Origin of the sequence: Phenylobacterium zucineum HLK1 (assembly GCF_000017265.1) — a bacterium.
Classification (GTDB): Bacteria; Pseudomonadota; Alphaproteobacteria; order Caulobacterales; family Caulobacteraceae; genus Phenylobacterium; species Phenylobacterium zucineum.
On the sequence record NC_011144.1, the window covers coordinates 1,253,052 to 1,270,000 of the forward strand.

Below are 16,949 nucleotides of genomic sequence, written 5' to 3' on the forward strand. Positions count from 1 at the left end.
ATGACGGCCGCCGCGGCGATCGCCGCCCCCAAGCCCCGCCGGCGCTGGAAGGAGCCCAGCATCCTGCCGGGGTTCCCGCTCGCCATGGGCTGGACGCTGACCTACCTCGGCCTGCTGGTGGTGCTGCCGCTCGCCGCCCTCGTCCTGCGACCCTGGGAGCTGGGCGCGGGCGGGGTGTGGGCGGCGCTGACCGAGCCGCGGGTGCTGGCCGCGCTGCGCCTCAGCTTCACGACGGCGGCGCTGGCGGGGCTGGCCAACGTGCCGATCGGCCTGCTGATCGCCTGGACGCTGACCCGCTACGCCTTCCCGGGCCGCCGGATCGTGGACGCCCTGGTGGACCTTCCCTTCGCCCTGCCGACGGCGGTGGCGGGGATCGCGCTGACCGCCATCTACGCCCCGACGGGGGTGCTCGGCGAGCCGCTGGCCCGGCTCGGCGTCAAGGTCGCCTACACGCCGCTCGGCGTGTTCCTCGCCCTCGTCTTCATCGGCCTGCCGTTCGTGGTGCGCAGCGTCCAGCCTGTGCTGCAGGAGCTGGACGCCGAGGTGGAGGAGGCGGCGCTGACGCTGGGGGCGACGCCGCTCCAGCGGTTCTGGCGGGTGACCCTGCCGGTGCTCACCCCGGCGCTGCTGTCGGGCCTGAGCCTGGCCTTCGCCCGCGGCGTGGGCGAGTACGGCAGCGTGATCTTCATCGCCGGCAACATGCCGATGACCTCCGAGATCGCCCCCCTGCTGATCGTCATCAAGCTGGAGCAGTACGACTACGCCGGCGCGGCGGCCATCGGCCTGGCCATGCTGGTCATCTCGTTCGGGGCCCTCCTGGCGGTGAACGCCGCCCAGATGGCGACGGCGGGGCGGGGGCGCGCATGACGGGGTCGCGAATCCGACTGCCGGGCCTTGCGCCCCTGTTCCTCGCGCTCGCCCTGGCCGTCCTCGGGGTGCTGATCGTCCTGCCGCTGGGCGTGGTGTTCCAGCAGGCGCTCTCCAAGGGACTGGGCGCCTACATCGAGCCGCTCCGGCAGCCCGACGCCCTGGCGGCGATCCGGCTGACGCTGACGGTGGCCGCCATCTCGGTCCCGCTGAACGCGGTGTTCGGCGTGGCCGCCGCCTGGGCGATCGCCCGCTTCGAGTTCCGGGGCAAGAGCCTGCTCGTCACCTTCATCGACCTGCCGTTCTCGATGTCGCCGGTGGTCTCGGGCCTGGTCTGGGTGCTGCTGTTCGGGGCCCAGGGCTGGTTCGGCGAGATCCTGCTGCAACACGACGTCAGGATCATCTTCGCGACGTCGGGCCTCGTCCTGGCCACGGTGCTGGTCACGCTGCCGTTCGTCGCCCGCGAGCTCATCCCGCTGATGCAGGGGCAGGGCTCGGACGAGGAGGCGGCGGCGCTGACCCTGGGGGCCGGCGGCTGGACCACGTTCTGGCGGGTCACCCTGCCCAACATCCGCTGGGCGCTGCTGTACGGCGTCCTGCTCTGCAACGCCCGCGCGATGGGCGAGTTCGGCGCGGTCTCGGTGGTCTCGGGCAGCATCCGGGGCCTGACCACCACTTTGCCGCTCCACGTCGAGGTGCTCTACAATGACTACGAATTCGTCGGCGCTTTCGCGGCGGCCTCCATCCTCGCGGGCCTCGGGCTCGTCACCCTCGTCCTCAAGACGGTCCTCGAATGGCGACATGCCGGTGAACTTGCCGCAAGCTGCAAACACTGACGGGGCCGCGCTGGAGATCCGCGGGGTCTCCAAGACGTTCGGCCGCTTCCCGGCGCTGCGGGACGTCTCGCTGCGGGCGCGGGACAAGGAGTTCCTGGCGCTGCTGGGCCCGTCGGGCTCGGGCAAGACGACCCTGCTGCGGGTGCTCGCGGGCCTGGAGACGCCCGACGCGGGCGAGGTGCGGTTCGGCGGCGAGGACTTCCTGGCCCTGCCGGTGCGCCGCCGCCGGGTGGGGATGGTGTTCCAGCACTACGCGCTCTTCCGGCACATGACCGTGGCGCAGAACATCGCCTTCGGCCTGTCGGTGCGGCGCGGGGCCGAGCGGCCCTCCCGGGACGAGATCGCCGAACGCGTGCGCCGCCTGCTGGGGCTGGTGCAGCTCGAGGGCTACGAGGGCCGGTATCCGTCCCAGCTCTCGGGCGGGCAGCGGCAGCGGGTCGCGCTGGCCCGGGCTCTGGCCATCGAGCCCAGGATGCTGCTGCTGGACGAGCCGTTCGGCGCCCTCGACGCCCAGGTCCGGCGGGGCCTGCGCCGCTGGCTGCGCGAGCTGCACGACCGCGCCGGTGTCACCACCGTCTTCGTCACTCACGACCAGGAGGAGGCCCTCGATCTCGCCGACCGGGTGGCGATCCTGCGCGACGGCGAGCTGGTGCAGCTCGGGACGCCGAACGAGGTCTACGAGCATCCGGCCGATCCGTTCGTCTTCGACTTCCTGGGCGCGGCCTGCCGCATGGCGGGCGTGGTCGAGAAGGACCGGCTGCGGGTCGCGGACTGGGAATCGGCCGCCCCGGCGGGCGCGCCGCAGGGGCCCGTGGAGGTGCTCTTCCGGCCCGACGAGGTCGCCTTCGCCCCGGCCGACGGGGCAGGCCTGGCCGCCGAGGTCCGGGCCGTGGCGGCGCGCGGCCCGGACGTGCGCATCGAGTGCCTGATCGAGGGCCGCGCCGTCGAGCTGAGGGCCCACGGCGCGGCCCTGCCGGCCGGGGTCGCCCCCGGCCTGGCCGTGCGGGTCAAGCCGCTGCGGCCGCAGGTCTACGCCGGCTAGCTACTGGAAGATCCAGTCGCCGGCCGAGAGCTGGGCGGGCGCCACGTTCTCGATCTGCAGGATGTAGTTCGGCCACTCCGGGGTCGGCCCCCCGGCGTCGCTGTCGAACAGCACCTTCGTCCCGCCAGCCCCGTCGTCGATCAGGCGCAGGTAGCCCGCGGCGAACGGATCCGAGCCCGTGTAGCCGGCGGTGTCGAACAGGCCGGACAGGTCGATCTTGTCCACGCCCGCCTCGAAGTCGGTGATGCGGGCCGGCGACCAGGGCTCGCTTGCGAACACGAAATGATCCGCCCCGCCGGCGCCGGTCAGGACGTCCGAGCCCTGGCTGGCGTTGAGCGTGTCGTCGCCTGAGCCTCCCGTCAGGGTCGAGCCGGGGCCGGCCGAGTCGATCACGCGGCCCTCGCCGTCGTCCTCTTCCGGCGGCGGGGGAGGCGGTGGAGGCGGAGGCGGGGGCGGGGGCTCGCCCGCGCCGCCGCCCGAGAGCTGGGCCCAGGTCAGGCCGGCGGCGGGCACGCCCTCAAGCTGCAGGACGTAGTTGGGCCACTGCTGACCCGTCTCGGCCCCGTCGCGGTCGAACAGCACCTTCGTGCCGCCTGCGCCGTCGTCGAGGAACCAGACGTAGCCGTCGGCCACCGGGTCGGCGCCCGAGTAGCCCGAGGCCTGGAAGAGCTTCGAGAAGTCCAGGGCGTCGGACCCGACGGCGAAGTCGGTGATCCGCGCCGGCGCCCAGGGCTCTGCCGCCCAGGCGAAGACGTCGTCCCCGGCCCCGCCGGTGATCACGTCGGCGCCCTGGCTGGCGTTGATGGTGTCGTTCCCGGCCGTGCCCGATAGCGTGGAGCCCGGACCGGGCGAATTGATCACCTGGCCCGCGCCGGTGTCGCCGCCGCCGGTGTCGCCGCCGTCATCGCCGCCATCATCGCCGCCGCCGTCATCCGGGGGCGGCTCGGCCGAGCCCTCGCCCGAGAGCTGGCCCCAGGTGAGGCCGCCGGCGGCCACGCCCTCGAGCTGCAGGACGTAGTTGGGCCACTCCTGGCCCGTGGCCGGGCCGTCGCGGTCGAACAGCACCTTCGTGCCGCCGGCCCCATCGTCGAACAGCCAGACGTAGCCGTCGGCCACCGGGTCGGCGCCAGCGTAGCCGGCGGCCTGGAAGAGCTTCGAGAAGTCCAGGGTGTCGGAGCCGACGGCGAAGTCGGTGACCCGCGCAGGCGCCCAGGGCTCGGCGGCCCAGGCGAAGACGTCGTTCCCCTCGCCGCCGGTGATGACGTCGGCGCCCTGGCTGGCGTTGATCGTGTCGTCGCCCGCCCCGCCGGTGAGGGTGGAGCCCGGGCCGGGCGAATTGATCACGCGGCCTTCGCCGTCGTCCGGCGGCGGCGGCGCGGATTCGTCGTCGTTGGTGATGGTCCCGGTCGCCGTGGCGGTTCCGAGCGTCGCGCCGTCCGCTCCCGAAAGGGTGACGGTGAAGGTCTCATCGGCCTCCGCCGTGGTGTCGCCGGCCACTTCGATGGTGATCGTTCGCAGGGTCTCGCCGGGGGCGAAGGTGAGCGTGCCGGAGGGCAGCGCGCCGCCCGCGAAGTCGTCGGCGTCGACGCCGCCGCTCACCGCCCAGTTGACCGTCGAAACCTCGCCGTTCGGGCCCGAGCGGGCGACGGTGAAGCTGAACGCCGTCGAGCCGGTGTTCCCCTCGGCCAGGGCGACGCTGCTGGTGGCGAAGCTGATCTGCGGCTCGGTAGGCGGCGGCGGGGGCTCGCCGCCGGTGTCGTCGTTGGTGATGAAGCCGGTGGCCGTGGCCTGGCCGAGCTTGGCGCCGACCGGGTTGACCAGGGTCACCAGGAACTCCTCGTCGGCCTCCTGGTAGGCGTCGCCGTTCACCCAGACCTGGATGTAGGCGGTCGTCTGGTTGATCTCGAAGGTGACCGTGCCCGAGGGCAGGGCGTCCCCCAGGAAGTCGAGGGCGTCGGCCGGGTTCGCGCCCTGGCCGCGGACCTGCCAGCCGACGGTGACCTTCTCGCTCTGGTCCCAGTCGCGGGTGACCGTGAAGGTGTAGAGCGTCATGCCCGACGTGCCCTCGGCATGGGCGACGCCCGCCATGGGGCCGATGGACACCACGGCGTCGACGCCGCGGGGCGGGTTGATCATGTCGTAGAGCTGCTGGCCGGCGCCGCTCTCGGCGATCAGCTCGCCGCCGGCGGTCACGCCGACAAGGTCGCCGGTGAGCTGGCGGGCGGGGCCGAACCAGCCCTCGCCGTCGTAGGCGAAGGCGTCGAAGCCGCGGCCCATGACCGTGCCGTCGGGCGCGTCCCAGCTCGCCGCAAACCCGCCGTTCTTCGTGGCGACGATGTCGATGTCGCCGGTGGCCGGGCCCAGCTCGTGGCGGATGAAGGTGTTCTTGGACGGGTCGAACACCATCACCCAGGCCGCCTGGCCGTCGCCGTCGGGCTGCATGTAGGCGAGGGCCACCCGGCCATCGGTCAGCCAGGTGCCCGAGCCGGTGAACACGCGGGAATCGCCGGCCATCAGGGGCGTGGCCTCGCCGATCGTCCCGCCGCCGGCGACCGCGCCGAACACGGCGCCGGCGTCCTCCCAGATGACGAAGGTCTTCTCCTCGGGGAAGGTCGTGGGCCGGTCGTCATGGACGGCGATCGCCGCCGTGGTGACGGGCTCTCCGCTGCCGTCGAAGGTGACGGGGGCGCTCACCTGGCCACTGGTCGTCCCGCCGTCGGTGCGCAGGGTGGCGGCGGGCGGCTCGGGCTCGCCGACCTCGATCTCGGTCTCGCCCGAGGCCAGGGCGTAGGCGCGGACGTAGTCCACCTTCAGCTCGGCCGGGTACATCCGCTCGTCGGGCTCGCCGCCCCAGCCGCCGACCGCCAGGTTGACGATCATGGCCATGGGATATTGCCAGTTGGCCGGCGTGGGGGCCGACAGCACGGCCACGTCGTCGAAGTAGAAGGTGACGGTCGTCGGCGTCCACAGCATGCCGTAGGTGTGGAAGCCCGACGGATCGATCTTGTAGGCATTGTCGTACATGTTGGCGTCGCCGCCCCAGGCGCGCCGGTAGTCGACGTTCGGCGTGGCCGCCAGGCCCTCCATGATGTCGGCCTCGACCTGGGCGACATAGGGCGTCGGCATCATCCAGAAGGCCGGCCAGGCGCCGAGGGCGGCGGGCAGCTCGGCGCGCATCTCGAAGTAGCCGTACTTCTGCTCGAACACCCCCATGGTGTTGAGCATCCCGGAGGAATATTCGCGGCCCCAGGCGGCCTCGCGCTGGTCCTGTTCCAGGCGCTCGGCCCGGATCGTGAGAATGCCGTCGTCCACCGAGTGGGGGGCGTAGTCGAGATCCTTCTCGCCCTGGCCGTAGAAGCCGGGCTTCATGTAGATCTGGCGCTCGCCGTTGGACGTGATGGTGTAGGCCCATTCGTCCTTCAGGTTGCCGCCGAAGTCGGCCCGCCAGACCCCCGTCTGCAGCGACGGGTCGTAGATCTGCAGGCTGTCGAACTCGTCCGCGAAGGTGATCTCGCCGAGCTGCGAGCGGTCGAGCTCGACCAGGAACTGGCGATCCTGGAAGCCGGCCAGGGTCTGGTCGCGGAAGGTCAGGCTCTCGCCGTTGTCGAACCGCAGGACGACGTCCGAGCCCTCCTGGGTCATGGCGCTGCGGATCTCGCCGGCGGTCTCGAGGCCGTAGCCCCAGAGCTGCAGCTGGCTGTTGCCGTTCCAGTTGTAGATGACGTCCGAGCCCTCGCCGGCGCGGACCACGAAGGTGACCTTTTCGGTCGTCGCTCCCACCAGCACGTCGTCGCCGCCGGCGCCGTAAATCCAGTGGGTGCTGTTGTCGACGATGATCAGGTTCCCGAGGTCGTTGCCCACCGCGTAGTTGAAGGGGTTGTTGACCTGCAGGTTCTCGACGTTCGGGGCGAGCTTGATCGACGTCCAGCCGATCTGGGTGTCGATGCCACCGCCGGGCGCCTCCTGGACGCGGTCGTTGGGGTGGGTGATCCAGTGGCGGTTGTCGCCGGACGATCCGATCAGGAGGTCGCCGCCGCCTTCGCCCGAAACCGACGAGTTCCCGGCCGGCGCCTGGATCGTCTCATTGCCTGCCGAGGTGCCGGCGATGCGACCATCTTCGGTCGCGGACTCCGGCATCGCTTCGCCGTGCGCGTTGTAATAGACCATTCAACCCAGCTCCGAGATTTAGCCGGGCCACAACTCGCAAAGCGAAGCCTGGGTTCGTTGAAGTCTCCGTGAGCAGACCGTTCTTTCGGAGCGGTGCAAATAAGCAACATATGGCCAAGCTTTCGCCGGAAGCTGCGCCGTAAGGGCGGAAAAGCTTCGGCTCTACAGGCAGGCGTCAGGTCGGGTCAGGCGTCTTCGGAGCTGCGCGCGAAGGTGCGGACGAAGCGATCCCGGCTCCAGAGCTCCATCTTGCGACCGTCGGCATGGCGCCTGGCCTGCTCCGCCGCGGCCTCGTCGCCGTCGCAGTCGAACTCGACCACGCCGCGGATGTGGTTCGCTTCGTCGAGGAAATAGAGCCGATAGTCGGTCATGGCGCCCCTCTGGCCGTCCCGCCGCTCGGCCGACCATACCACACCTGAGGGTTGTTAAAAGCGGGGCGATTCTACCCTGTCGGGCGAGTTCGGGCGGACGCTCAATCCTGTGGATCGCGGAGCGCGCGCTGGCGTTCGGCCTGCTTCTGGAGGGCCTCGCGGGCCTCGCGGATGCGGCGCCTCACCGCCTCGATCTGGTCCTTGAGCCCCTCGGCGGCCCGCGCGGCCTCGGCGTCGAGATCCACAGCGCCGAGATCCTCGGCTTCCAGATCCGCCGCCTGGGGCGGCTTGGCCGCGCCGGCTTCAGGGCTGCTCATCCACTCGCACTCCGGGCGCTGCTTTCCCGAACCGTGGCCGGTCGCGCGGGACGGAGGCTGCCCGCGAAGGCCGCGGAGCGCCGCCGAAGCTGCGGAAGGCGCGGCCAATCGGCGCGCTCCAAGTACCGGCGGGGGCGGGGCCATGCAAGCTTGGCCATGGCGCCTTTGGCCGTCTGGGGCGTTGGAGGGGGCGAAGGAGCGCCCATGACGACCGACCTGCCGACCCTGCAACGCCGCTTCTCGGTGCATCCCGTAGCCGAGGCCCCGGCCTGCGGGCATCTGGTCGAGGGGGTGAGCTTCGAGGACGCGGCCTTGCACTTCCTGGAAACCGCGCACCCGGCCGCCGACGCCGACGACGAGGTGCGCCTGTTCGTGGAGGACTGCGACACCGGCGAGCGCCAGTGCTTCCGGATCGACCTGGGCTCGGGAGAGACGGCGCCCTGCGACTAGAGCGTCGGCTGGGGCGCCGTCCCGGCCCCGATCAGAGGACGCCCAGCATCTCGGCCACCAGCGGGTGGCGGACGATGTCGCGCTCGGCCAGCCGGACCACCGCGACATTGCCCAGCTCCTCCAGGCGGTCGGCGACGCCGCCGAGGCCGGACAGCTCGGGCAGCAGGTCGGACTGGTTGGGATCGCCCGTCACGACCATCGTCGAATGCCAGCCGAGGCGGGTGAGCAGCATCTTGAGCTGCACGTAGGTGCAGTTCTGCGCCTCGTCGATCACCACGAAGGCGTTGTTCAGCGTGCGGCCGCGCATGAAGCCGACGGGGGCGATCTCGATGGCGCCCTCGGCCATCAGGGCCCGGACCCGCTTCATCGACAGCCGGTCGGACAGGGCGTCGTAGAGCGGCCGCAGGTAGGGGGCGAGCTTGTCCTCGGCGTCGCCGGGCAGGAAGCCGATGGACTCGCCGGCCTCGACCGCGGGGCGCGAGAGCACGATGCGGCCGACGCGGCCGCTCTCCAGCGCCTCCACCGCCTTGGCGATGGCGAGGTAGGTCTTGCCGGTGCCGGCGGGACCGAGCGCCATGACGAGGTTCTTGGAATCGATGGCCTCGATCAGCTGCTGCTGGCCCGGCGACTTGGCCTTGATGGTCTTGAGGTAGGCCTGGTCGCGGTCGTCGTTGTGGTGGGCGAGCGGCGACCAGCCCCGGTCGAGCGGCAGCCGGCGGATCTTATCGTCCCCCTCGAACTGACCGGCGTCGAACGCGCCTTCGCGCAGCTGTCGCTTCAGGGCTCGCTTGCTCATCAAGGCCTCCGTTGGGGGCAAGAAAAAAGGGCGTCCCGGATGCGGGAGCGCCCTTCGGTGATCAGGTGACGGCGGGAGCGGCGGCGTGCGGAGCCCGGGGGCTCGCCGGCTTGGTCCGGTCCGGGCGGAAAGGCCCGGGAGAGCAACGAACTCGGCGCCATCCAACTCCGTCCAGCGCGAGACGCGGAGGCGAGGGGCCCCCGCGGCGGCTACCGGGAGGACTTCCGTCCTCTCGAATCGCCCGACTAGAATGATCGTAACGCCCTTTCCGAGTCGTTAAACGCCCCATCGGCGGCAAGAAATAAGGCAGCGAGATGAGTGTCTACAACTTAGGCAATGTGACGCCGCAATTACCAAACGATGACGAATACTGGATTGCGCCGACGGCCGCCGTGATGGGCAATGTGATTCTCAAGAAGAACGCGTCCGTCTGGTGGGGTGCAACCCTGCGTGGCGACAACGACCCGATCATCATCGGCGAGAACTCGAACGTGCAGGACGGCAGCGTCCTGCACACCGACCTGGGCTCGCCGCTCACCATCGGGGCGAACGTCACCGTGGGCCACATGGTGATGCTCCACGGCTGCTCGATCGGGGACAACACCCTGGTGGGCATCGGCTCGATCGTCCTGAACGGAGCGAAGATCGGGAAGAACTGCCTGATCGGCGCCAACTGCCTGATCACCGAGGGCAAGGAGATCCCCGACAACTCGCTGGTCATGGGCGCGCCGGGCAAGGTGGTGCGGGAGGTGAGCGAGCAGCAGGCGATGGTCATGGCCGCCGGCGCCCACCACTACGTCGAGAACTGGAAGCGCTACCGGCGGGAGCTGACGGAATTCCGGTGACGCGGCTGGTCGCCGCCCTCCAGGGCGCCTGCGTGGCCGAACCCGCGCCTTGACGGACGTGGCGGCGCCCCTCCCTTGATGCCCGCAAGGCACAAGGGAGGACGGGCCATGGCGTACGAGTTCATCCGGGTGGAGCGGGAAGGGCCGATCACCACCTTCATCCTGAACCGGCCCGAGGTGATGAACGCGCTGCATTCGCCGGCGCACTTCGAGCTGCACGAGGCCTTCGACGCCTTCGCCGCCGACCCGGACCAGTGGGTGGGCATCGTCACAGGGGCGGGCGAGAAGGCCTTTTCGGCCGGCAACGACCTGAAGCACCAGGCCTCCGGCGGGGCGATGAAGAGCCCGCCCAGCGGGTTCGCCGGCCTGACCTCGCGGTTCGACCTGAACAAGCCGCTGATCGCGGCGGTGAACGGCGTGGCCATGGGCGGCGGGTTCGAGATCGCCCTGGCCTGCGACATCATCATCGCCTCCGAGGCGGCGACCTTCGCCCTGCCCGAGCCGCGGGTGGGCCTGGCGGCCCTGGCCGGCGGCCTGCACCGGTTGCCCCGGGCCATCGGCGTCAAACGGGCCATGGCTCTGATCCTCACCGCCCGGCGCGTGTCGGCGGCCGAGGGCAAGGAGTTGGGCTTCGTGGCCGAGGTCACCGCGCCGCAGGACCTGATGCGCACGGCGCGCGCGTGGGCCCAGCAGGTCTGCGAGCTTTCGCCGATGTCGATCCGCGCCTCGAAGGAGGCCGTCTACAAGGGCCTGGACGAGCCGACGCTGGAGGCGGCGATCCGCGGCCAGGGCAAGTATCCGGCCGTGGCGGCGCTGTTCACCTCGGAGGACTTCAAGGAAGGGCCGATGGCCTTCGCCCAGAAGCGCCCGCCGCAGTGGAAGGGCCGCTGACGGCCTGCTGAGGGACCCTTGTTCCCCGGCGTCAATCCCGTCACATTCCGCCCCGAGGACGGGGGTTGCGTATGGTGGATGTGGACGCGGCGGGCGCAGTGGCCGGGGCGGTGCACGGCGGCGGCCTGGGATCGGCCGCCCAGCGGCCGGCGGGCCAGGCCGGCGAGGCGCAGCACGTCTGCGCGGACTGCGGCGCCGAGGTCGAGGGCCGCTTCTGCGCGAACTGCGGCCAGGCCGCCCACCTGCACCGGACCCTGGCGCACCTCGGCGAGGAGGTGCTGCACGGGGTCATGCACTTCGACAGCCGCTTCTGGCGCACGGTGCCGCTGCTGGCCTTCCGGCCCGGGCGGCTGACGCGCGAGTGGGTTCACGGCCGGCGCACGCGCTACGTCTCGCCGCTGGCGATGTTCCTGTTCACGATGTTCGTGCTGTTCATGGGGCTGAGCTACTTCCCCGTGGACGCCGCCGACAACGTGGTCGGCCAGCAGGCCCTGGCGACCGCCGACCTTGCCCGCAAGAACACCGAGCTGGCCAACGCCGAGGTCGCCCTCGACAACGCCAGCCCCGAGGAGCGGGCGGCGGCGCAGGCGCGGGTCGACCGGGCGCGGGCGGCGGCCGAGGCGGCGGGCGAGCAGATCGGCAACGTCACGGGCGAGGGGCGGGTGAAGACCAACGTCAGGACGGTGTTCGACGAGGACATCGGCGAGGCGGTCAACACCGGCAACAAGAAGCTCGACGAGAAGATCAGGCACAAGCTCGAGAACCCCGAGCTGGCGCTCTACAAGCTGCAGCAGGCGTTCTACAAATTCTCGTTCCTGCTGATCCCGATCTCGATCCCGTTCGTGGCCTCGCTGTTCCTGTGGAAGCGCGGCTTCACCCTCTACGACCACGGCGTCTTCGTCCTCTATTCCCTGACCTTCATCTCCTGGCTGGTGATGGCGCTGGCCATCGGCACGCGCATCGGGGGGATCGTCTCGGCGCTGCTCTGGCTGACCCTGCCGTTCGCCATCCCGGCGCACATGTATTTCCAGCTGAAGGGCGCCTATGGCCTGGGGACCTTCTCGGCGCTGTGGCGGACCTGGTTCCTGCTGTGGTTTTGCACCTTCGCCCTGCTGCTGTTCACCATGGCGGTGACGTTGCTTTCGGCCTGACGCCGGCTGACGCTGGGGCGGCCTTGCAGAAACGTGACGCCTGCGTCACGTTTGCGCCAACTGAACAAGGTTAGGGAAGAAGCGCCGTGGAGCGGTACGACTACATCATCATCGGCGCGGGCTCGGCCGGCTGCGTCCTGGCCAACCGCCTGAGCGAGGACCCGCAGACGAAGGTGCTGCTGCTGGAGGCGGGCGGCAAGGACGCCTCGCTGCTGGTGCGGATGCCCGCGGGCGTCGGCGCCCTGATCGGCAAGCAGGGCCCCTACAACTGGGGCTTCTGGACCGAACCCGAGCCGCACCTCGACGGCCGCCGCCTGTGGTGGCCCAGAGGCAAGGGCTGGGGCGGCTCGTCCTCGATCAACGGCATGATCTACATCCGCGGCCACGCGCGCGACTACGACCAGTGGCGGCAGATGGGCCTGACCGGCTGGGGCTACGCCGACGTCCTGCCGTACTTCAAGCGCTCGGAGACCTTCGAGGGCGGGGCCGATTCCTGGCACGGCGACGAGGGGCCGCTGCACGTCTCGAAGGCCGCCTCGCCCAATCCGATCTACCGCGCCGCGGTGGAGGCGGGGGCCCAGGCCGGCCATCCGGTGACCAGCGACTTCAACGGCTACCAGCAGGAAGGCTGGGGGCCGTACCAGATGACCATCAAGGACGGGCAGCGCTGGAGCGCGGCGCGCGGCTACCTGCACCCCGTCCTGAACCGTCCGAACCTGACCTGCCTGACCGGCGCGCGGACCACGCGGGTGCTCCTCGAGAACGGCCGCGCCGTCGGCGTCGAGATCGTCGAGGGCAAGAACCCGGCGCGCGCGGTCTATGCCGACGCCGAGGTCATCGTGGCGGCGGGCGCCGTGCAGTCGCCGCACATCCTGCAGCTGTCCGGCATCGGCGACGGCGAGGACCTGGGCAAGCACGGGATCAAGGCCGTCCACGAGCTGAAGGGCGTGGGCGCCAACCTGCAGGACCACCTCGACGCGTGCCTGTCGTGGGAGTGCCCGCAGCCGATCACGATCTATTCGATGCGCAAGGGCGTGAAGCAGCTCTTCGTCGGGCTGAACTACATGCTGTTCAACAAGGGCATCGGCCGGGAGAACTTCCTGGAGAGCGGCGCCTTCCTGCGCTCGCGGCCCGACCTGGACCGGCCCGACCTGCAGATCCACACCGTGCTGGCCATCATGCAGGACCACGGCAAGGTGTCGGTGAACAAGGACGGCTTCACCTTCCACGTCTGCCAGCTGCGGCCCGAGAGCCGCGGCAAGGTCGGGCTGAAGTCGGCCGACCCGATGGCCGACCCCGCGATCTTCGCCAACTACCTCGCCGCCGAGGAGGACCGCCGCGCCATGCGCGAGGGGGTGAAGATGATGCGCGACGTGGCCGCCCAGGCCGCGCTCGATCCCTATCGCGGCGCCGAATACTCGCCGGGCAAGGACGTGCGGACCGACGCCGAGATCGACGCGTGGATCCGCCGCGCGGCCGAGACGATCTACCACCCGGTCGGCACCTGCCGCATGGGCGTGGCCGGCGATGCGATGGCGGTGGTGGACGGCGAATGCCGGGTGCAGGGCCTGTCGGGCCTGCGCGTGGTGGACGCCTCGGTGATGCCGACGCTGGTCGGCGGGAACACCAACGCCCCGACCATCATGATCGCCGAGAAGATCTCGGACGCGATCCGCGGCAAGGCCTTCCTGCCGGCCGAGGACGCGCCGGTCTACGGCGACGAGAAGGCCGCCGCCTAGGAGCCCGGCCGCTCCAGGCGCATGACCAGGCAGTCGTCCTCGCCGAACCGGCGGGGACCGACGGCCCGGAAGCCCAGCCGCTCGTAGAAGCGGATCGCCCGGACGTTGCTCTGCAGCGGGTCGATCAGGATCGCCGTGACGGCCGCATCGGCGAAGCAGCGGGCGATCGCCTGCCGCATCATCTGCGTTCCGTAGCCGCGGCCGAGCGCGTCGGCCTCGCCGATCCAGATGTCGATGGCGCGCAGGCCGGGCGGACAGTCGCCCCAGTAGCGGCTCTGCTCGCGCGCGGGGTCGATGATCTGGACGAAGCCGACCGGACGGCCGCCCGCCTCGGCGACGAGCTGTTCGCGCCAGTCGGGGTCGCGGGCGAGCTCGACCTCCCAGCCCCAGTCGTCGTTGGGATCGGACTCCACCACATGGGGCTCCTCGTCCCAGCGCCGCAGCAGCGCCAGGTCGTCCATCGTGGCCGGGCGAAGGACGATCTGCCCGCTCACTTCCCGCTCAAGGGGGCGGCCGGCTTCACGACCAGGCGGAAGGCGCGCTCGGCCCGCAGCCAGCGCTGGGCGGCGGCCTGCACGTCCGCGGCGGTGACCTTCTGCGTCCCCGGCACGCTCTGGCGGATGGACTCCAGCCGGCGGGGATCGAACTGGGCGCCTGACAGCTCGGCCAGCCAGTACTGGTTCGTCAGCCGCGCCTTCTGCAGGCGCTCGATCCTGGGGGTCTTGGCCCGGGCGAGCTCGTCGGCCGTGGGCTCCTCGTCCCGAAGGTCGCCGGCGATCTTGGCCACGTCGGCGAAGAAGCCGTCGAGCTTGTCGGGCGGCACCTCCACGCTGGCGGCGATGTAGCCCCAGCCTTCCCAGGTCAGGCTGTGGCTGACCCCGACGTTGGGCGAGTAGGTCGCGCCCTGCGCCTCGCGCAGCTCGTCCAGCAGGCGAAGCTGCAGCACCTCGGACAGGATGGCGGTCTCGCGGGCCCGCTGCGGATCGGCCCAGTAGTCCTCGGTGGGCCAGGCGACGTAGCCGATGGACTGGTCGGCCCGGCCCTTGTGGGTGAGGACCATCGGCGGGTCGCCGCCCTCGGGGAAGCCGACGCGGCGCGCGGCCGCGGGGATCGGCCCGGGCTCCGGCCGCGGGGGCAGGGCGCCGACGGTGGCCGCCACCTTCGCGACGGCGTCCTCGATCGTGACGTCGCCCACGATCACCACCTCGATGCGGCCGTCGGCCAGGTGCGGCGCGAGCTGGCCGGCGAGGTCCTCGATCCGGGCGCTGGCGATCTCCTCCCTGCTGGGGAAGGTCCAGCGGCGGTCGCCGCGGTGCAGGATGCCGTTCAGGTCGCGGCTGAGCACGCCGAAGTCGGTGGACTCGAACTGGTCGTGGATCGTCTTGCCCGCCGCCTTCAGGCGCAGGAAGGCCTCCTCCCGGAACGCCGGCTCGGCCACGTAGGCGGCGAGCACCTGGAGCTGGGTGGCGAGGTCGCCGGTGCGGGTCGCGCCGGTGAACACGAAGGCGTCGTCGCCCAGGCCGAAGCGGGCGCCGAACACCTTGGAGGCCAGCACGCGCTCCATGTCGTCGGCATCGATCTTCTTCAGGCCGCCCTCCACATAGGCGCTGGCGGCCCAGGCCGGGCTCTGCCGCCCGGGCGAGAGGTCGAGCAGGCCGTCGCCGACGTTGACGCGGACCAGCACCTCGTCGTCGCGGAACTCGGTGGGCTTCACGGTCAGCCGCACGCCGTTCTCGAACCGGACGAAGGTGGTCCCGAGGTCGGCCGCCTCGCGGCGCTCGGCGACCTTGCCGGGCGGGCCGAAGCTGTCATAGGGCCAGGCGACGTCGGCGGCCTCCGACGGCGGGGCGACGGCGACCTGCCGCGAGGCCTCGAAGGCGGCGAGCAGGGCCTTGTCGCCGCCCTCGACGGGGCGGGGGCTCGCCATGAAGACGAGCGGGCCTTCGCCGTGGAAGGCGGCCTTCAGCGCGGCGGAGACCGTGTCGGCCTTCAGGTCCTTCACGACCGCCTCGAACAGGGCCAGTTCGTCGGCGGGGGAGGTGACCACCTCGTCGTCGGCCAGGGAGCCCACGATCTCGCCCGCCAGCTCGGCGGGGCGCCGGGTGGCCGCGCCGGCGGCGGCGGCGGTCAGCCGGGCGCGCAGTTCGGCGATCTCGCGGTCCAGCTCGTCCTGCCGGACCCCGTGGAGGATGGCCCGGCGCTGTTCCTGCTCGGCGGCGGCGAGGGCCTCGGCCCAGCGCGCCGGTTCGGCCGCCACTCCGACGACGGCGATGTCGGCCTCGTCCTCCTGCTGGAAGGTGTAGGCGGTCGCGGCGATGAACGGCGGGTCGCTCCGCCGGGCGATGCTGGCGTAGCGGCGGTTCAGGACGGCCAGGCCCAGGCCCTCGATCAGGTCGCGCCGGCGCCTGGCCGTGGTGTCGGGCGACAGGTCGGGCGGGGCGATCCAGGCCACCTGCAGCGAAAGGGAGGCGCCGGGCTCGACCACCAGCTTGGCCTCCGGGCCGCGCGGCTGGACCTGGCCCTGCACCGGCGGCTCGCCGGCCGGGCCCTCGGCGCGCCAGTCGCCGAAGCGCTCGCGGATCCTGGCCTCCATGGCGTCGACGTCGAAGTCGCCGACCGCCACGAACACCGCCCGCTCGGGCCGGTACCAGCGGCGGTAGTAGTCGGCGATCTCGGAAGCCGGGGCCGAGCGGAGGACCTCCACCGCGCCGATCGGCAGCCGCTCGGGCGCGCGCTGGCCCTTCAGCCAGAAGGCGAGGCGGTCCTTGTAGATGCGGTAGCCGGGGGTGTCGCGGGCCCGCTCCTCGGAGAGGACGACGCCGCGTTCCCGGTCGACGGCGGCCGGCTCGATGGTCAGGTTCGAGGCCGCCTCGCGCATCAGCATCAGCGAGGTGTCCACGGTCTCGGCGTCGGTCCGCGGCAGGTCCAGCATATAGATGGTCTCGCCGAAGCCGGTGGAGGCGTTGGTGTCGGGGCCGAAGGCGAGGCCGAGACGCTCCAGCATCCTGGTCATCTCGCCTTCCTTGACGTTCTTCGAGCCGTTGAAGGCCATGTGCTCGAGGAAGTGGGCCAGGCCCTGTTGGGCGTCGGTCTCCATCATCGAGCCGGCGTCGATCCACAGGCGCAGCGCCGCCTGGCCCGGCGGAATGGTCTGGCGGCGGATGGCGTAGCGCATGCCGTTGGGCAGGATCCCGAAGCGGATCGCCGGATCGGCCTTCAGGTCGGAGGCGGCATGCGCCCAGCGGGGCGGCGGCGCGTCGGCCGAGGCGGCGAGAGCGGAGAGGGGGGCGAGCAGCAGCGCGGCGCAGAGCGCGAGGGCCGCGCGCAGGGAACGGATCATTCGCAATGTCCCGGGAGGTCCTTCAAGGCCCGGCCACCATCGCGGACCCCCGCGGCCGGGGCAAGGCGCCCGAAAGGCGCCCGGAAGGCCACCGGAAGGCCACCGGAAGGCATCGGGCGCCCGGACGCTCGCGTCCG

General features: G+C 71.4%; 14 protein-coding genes. 8 read left to right on the forward strand and 6 right to left on the reverse strand.

From position 1 onward, the window contains the following. Genes cysT through PHZ_RS06055 form a run of 3 tightly spaced genes read left to right on the forward strand, consistent with a single transcriptional unit; the run spans window position 1 to window position 2,745 of the window. Window positions 1-867 (forward strand): sulfate ABC transporter permease subunit CysT, encoded by an 867-nt coding sequence (gene cysT / locus PHZ_RS06045; RefSeq protein ID WP_012521662.1) that lies wholly within the window; start codon window positions 1-3, stop codon window positions 865-867. Continuing rightward, entirely contained in the window at window positions 864-1,703 is an 840-nt protein-coding gene (cysW, locus tag PHZ_RS06050) for a sulfate ABC transporter permease subunit CysW (protein WP_012521663.1), read from the forward strand. Before cysT ends, cysW begins: the two co-directional genes overlap by 4 nt. Next, window positions 1,669-2,745, forward strand: a complete 1,077-nt coding sequence (locus PHZ_RS06055) for a sulfate/molybdate ABC transporter ATP-binding protein (RefSeq protein ID WP_049758156.1) — start codon at window positions 1,669-1,671, stop codon at window positions 2,743-2,745. Before cysW ends, PHZ_RS06055 begins: the two co-directional genes overlap by 35 nt. Here PHZ_RS06055 and PHZ_RS21545 read toward each other — a convergent pair whose 3' ends face one another. The 3 genes from PHZ_RS21545 to PHZ_RS06070 form a co-directional block, all read right to left on the reverse strand. Then, entirely contained in the window at window positions 2,746-6,912 is a 4,167-nt protein-coding gene (locus PHZ_RS21545; RefSeq protein WP_012521665.1) for a type I secretion C-terminal target domain-containing protein, read from the reverse strand. It abuts the gene before it with no gap. A gap of 185 nt (window positions 6,913-7,097) precedes the next feature. Next, on the reverse strand, window positions 7,098-7,283 hold the full coding sequence (locus PHZ_RS06065; RefSeq protein WP_041373279.1) for a hypothetical protein: 186 nt from the start codon (window positions 7,281-7,283) through the stop codon (window positions 7,098-7,100). 101 nt (window positions 7,284-7,384) lie between these two features. Next, window positions 7,385-7,600: a hypothetical protein gene (locus PHZ_RS06070; protein ID WP_041373280.1), complete on the reverse strand. Its 216-nt coding sequence runs from the start codon at window positions 7,598-7,600 to the stop codon at window positions 7,385-7,387. A 204-nt stretch (window positions 7,601-7,804) separates the two neighbouring features. On the opposite strand from PHZ_RS06070, the gene PHZ_RS06075 reads away from it, so the two are divergent. Continuing rightward, the gene (locus PHZ_RS06075) at window positions 7,805-8,050 is read left to right on the forward strand and encodes a DUF5961 family protein (protein WP_049758157.1); all 246 of its coding nucleotides are present in this window, start codon (window positions 7,805-7,807) and stop codon (window positions 8,048-8,050) included. Window positions 8,051-8,081: 31 nt separating this feature from the next. On the opposite strand, the gene PHZ_RS06080 is transcribed toward PHZ_RS06075, so the two are convergent. Then, complete coding sequence (locus PHZ_RS06080) at window positions 8,082-8,846, reverse strand: PhoH family protein (RefSeq protein WP_012521666.1); 765 nt, start codon at window positions 8,844-8,846, stop codon at window positions 8,082-8,084. Window positions 8,847-9,160: 314 nt separating this feature from the next. Between PHZ_RS06080 and PHZ_RS06085 the strand changes: the two genes are divergently transcribed. From PHZ_RS06085 to PHZ_RS06100, 4 genes are all read left to right on the forward strand, one after another. Further along, window positions 9,161-9,691: a gamma carbonic anhydrase family protein gene (locus tag PHZ_RS06085; RefSeq protein ID WP_012521667.1), complete on the forward strand. Its 531-nt coding sequence runs from the start codon at window positions 9,161-9,163 to the stop codon at window positions 9,689-9,691. Window positions 9,692-9,799: 108 nt separating this feature from the next. Beyond that, window positions 9,800-10,582 (forward strand): enoyl-CoA hydratase-related protein, encoded by a 783-nt coding sequence (locus tag PHZ_RS06090; RefSeq protein ID WP_012521668.1) that lies wholly within the window; start codon window positions 9,800-9,802, stop codon window positions 10,580-10,582. A gap of 71 nt (window positions 10,583-10,653) precedes the next feature. Then, entirely contained in the window at window positions 10,654-11,733 is a 1,080-nt protein-coding gene (locus PHZ_RS06095; protein ID WP_012521669.1) for a DUF3667 domain-containing protein, read from the forward strand. An 86-nt stretch (window positions 11,734-11,819) separates the two neighbouring features. Beyond that, the gene (locus tag PHZ_RS06100; RefSeq protein WP_012521670.1) at window positions 11,820-13,472 is read left to right on the forward strand and encodes a choline dehydrogenase; all 1,653 of its coding nucleotides are present in this window, start codon (window positions 11,820-11,822) and stop codon (window positions 13,470-13,472) included. On the opposite strand, the gene PHZ_RS06105 is transcribed toward PHZ_RS06100, so the two are convergent. Both PHZ_RS06105 and PHZ_RS06110 read right to left on the reverse strand, forming a co-directional pair. After that, window positions 13,469-13,966 carry a GNAT family N-acetyltransferase gene (locus PHZ_RS06105; protein ID WP_012521671.1) on the reverse strand — a complete coding sequence of 166 codons (498 nt, stop codon included), beginning with the start codon at window positions 13,964-13,966 and terminating at the stop codon, window positions 13,469-13,471. The two genes, PHZ_RS06100 and PHZ_RS06105, sit on opposite strands and share 4 nt — an antisense overlap. Beyond that, window positions 13,963-16,812 carry a M16 family metallopeptidase gene (locus tag PHZ_RS06110; protein WP_012521672.1) on the reverse strand — a complete coding sequence of 950 codons (2,850 nt, stop codon included), beginning with the start codon at window positions 16,810-16,812 and terminating at the stop codon, window positions 13,963-13,965. Before PHZ_RS06110 ends, PHZ_RS06105 begins: the two co-directional genes overlap by 4 nt. Window positions 16,813-16,949: the final 137 nt, after the last annotated feature.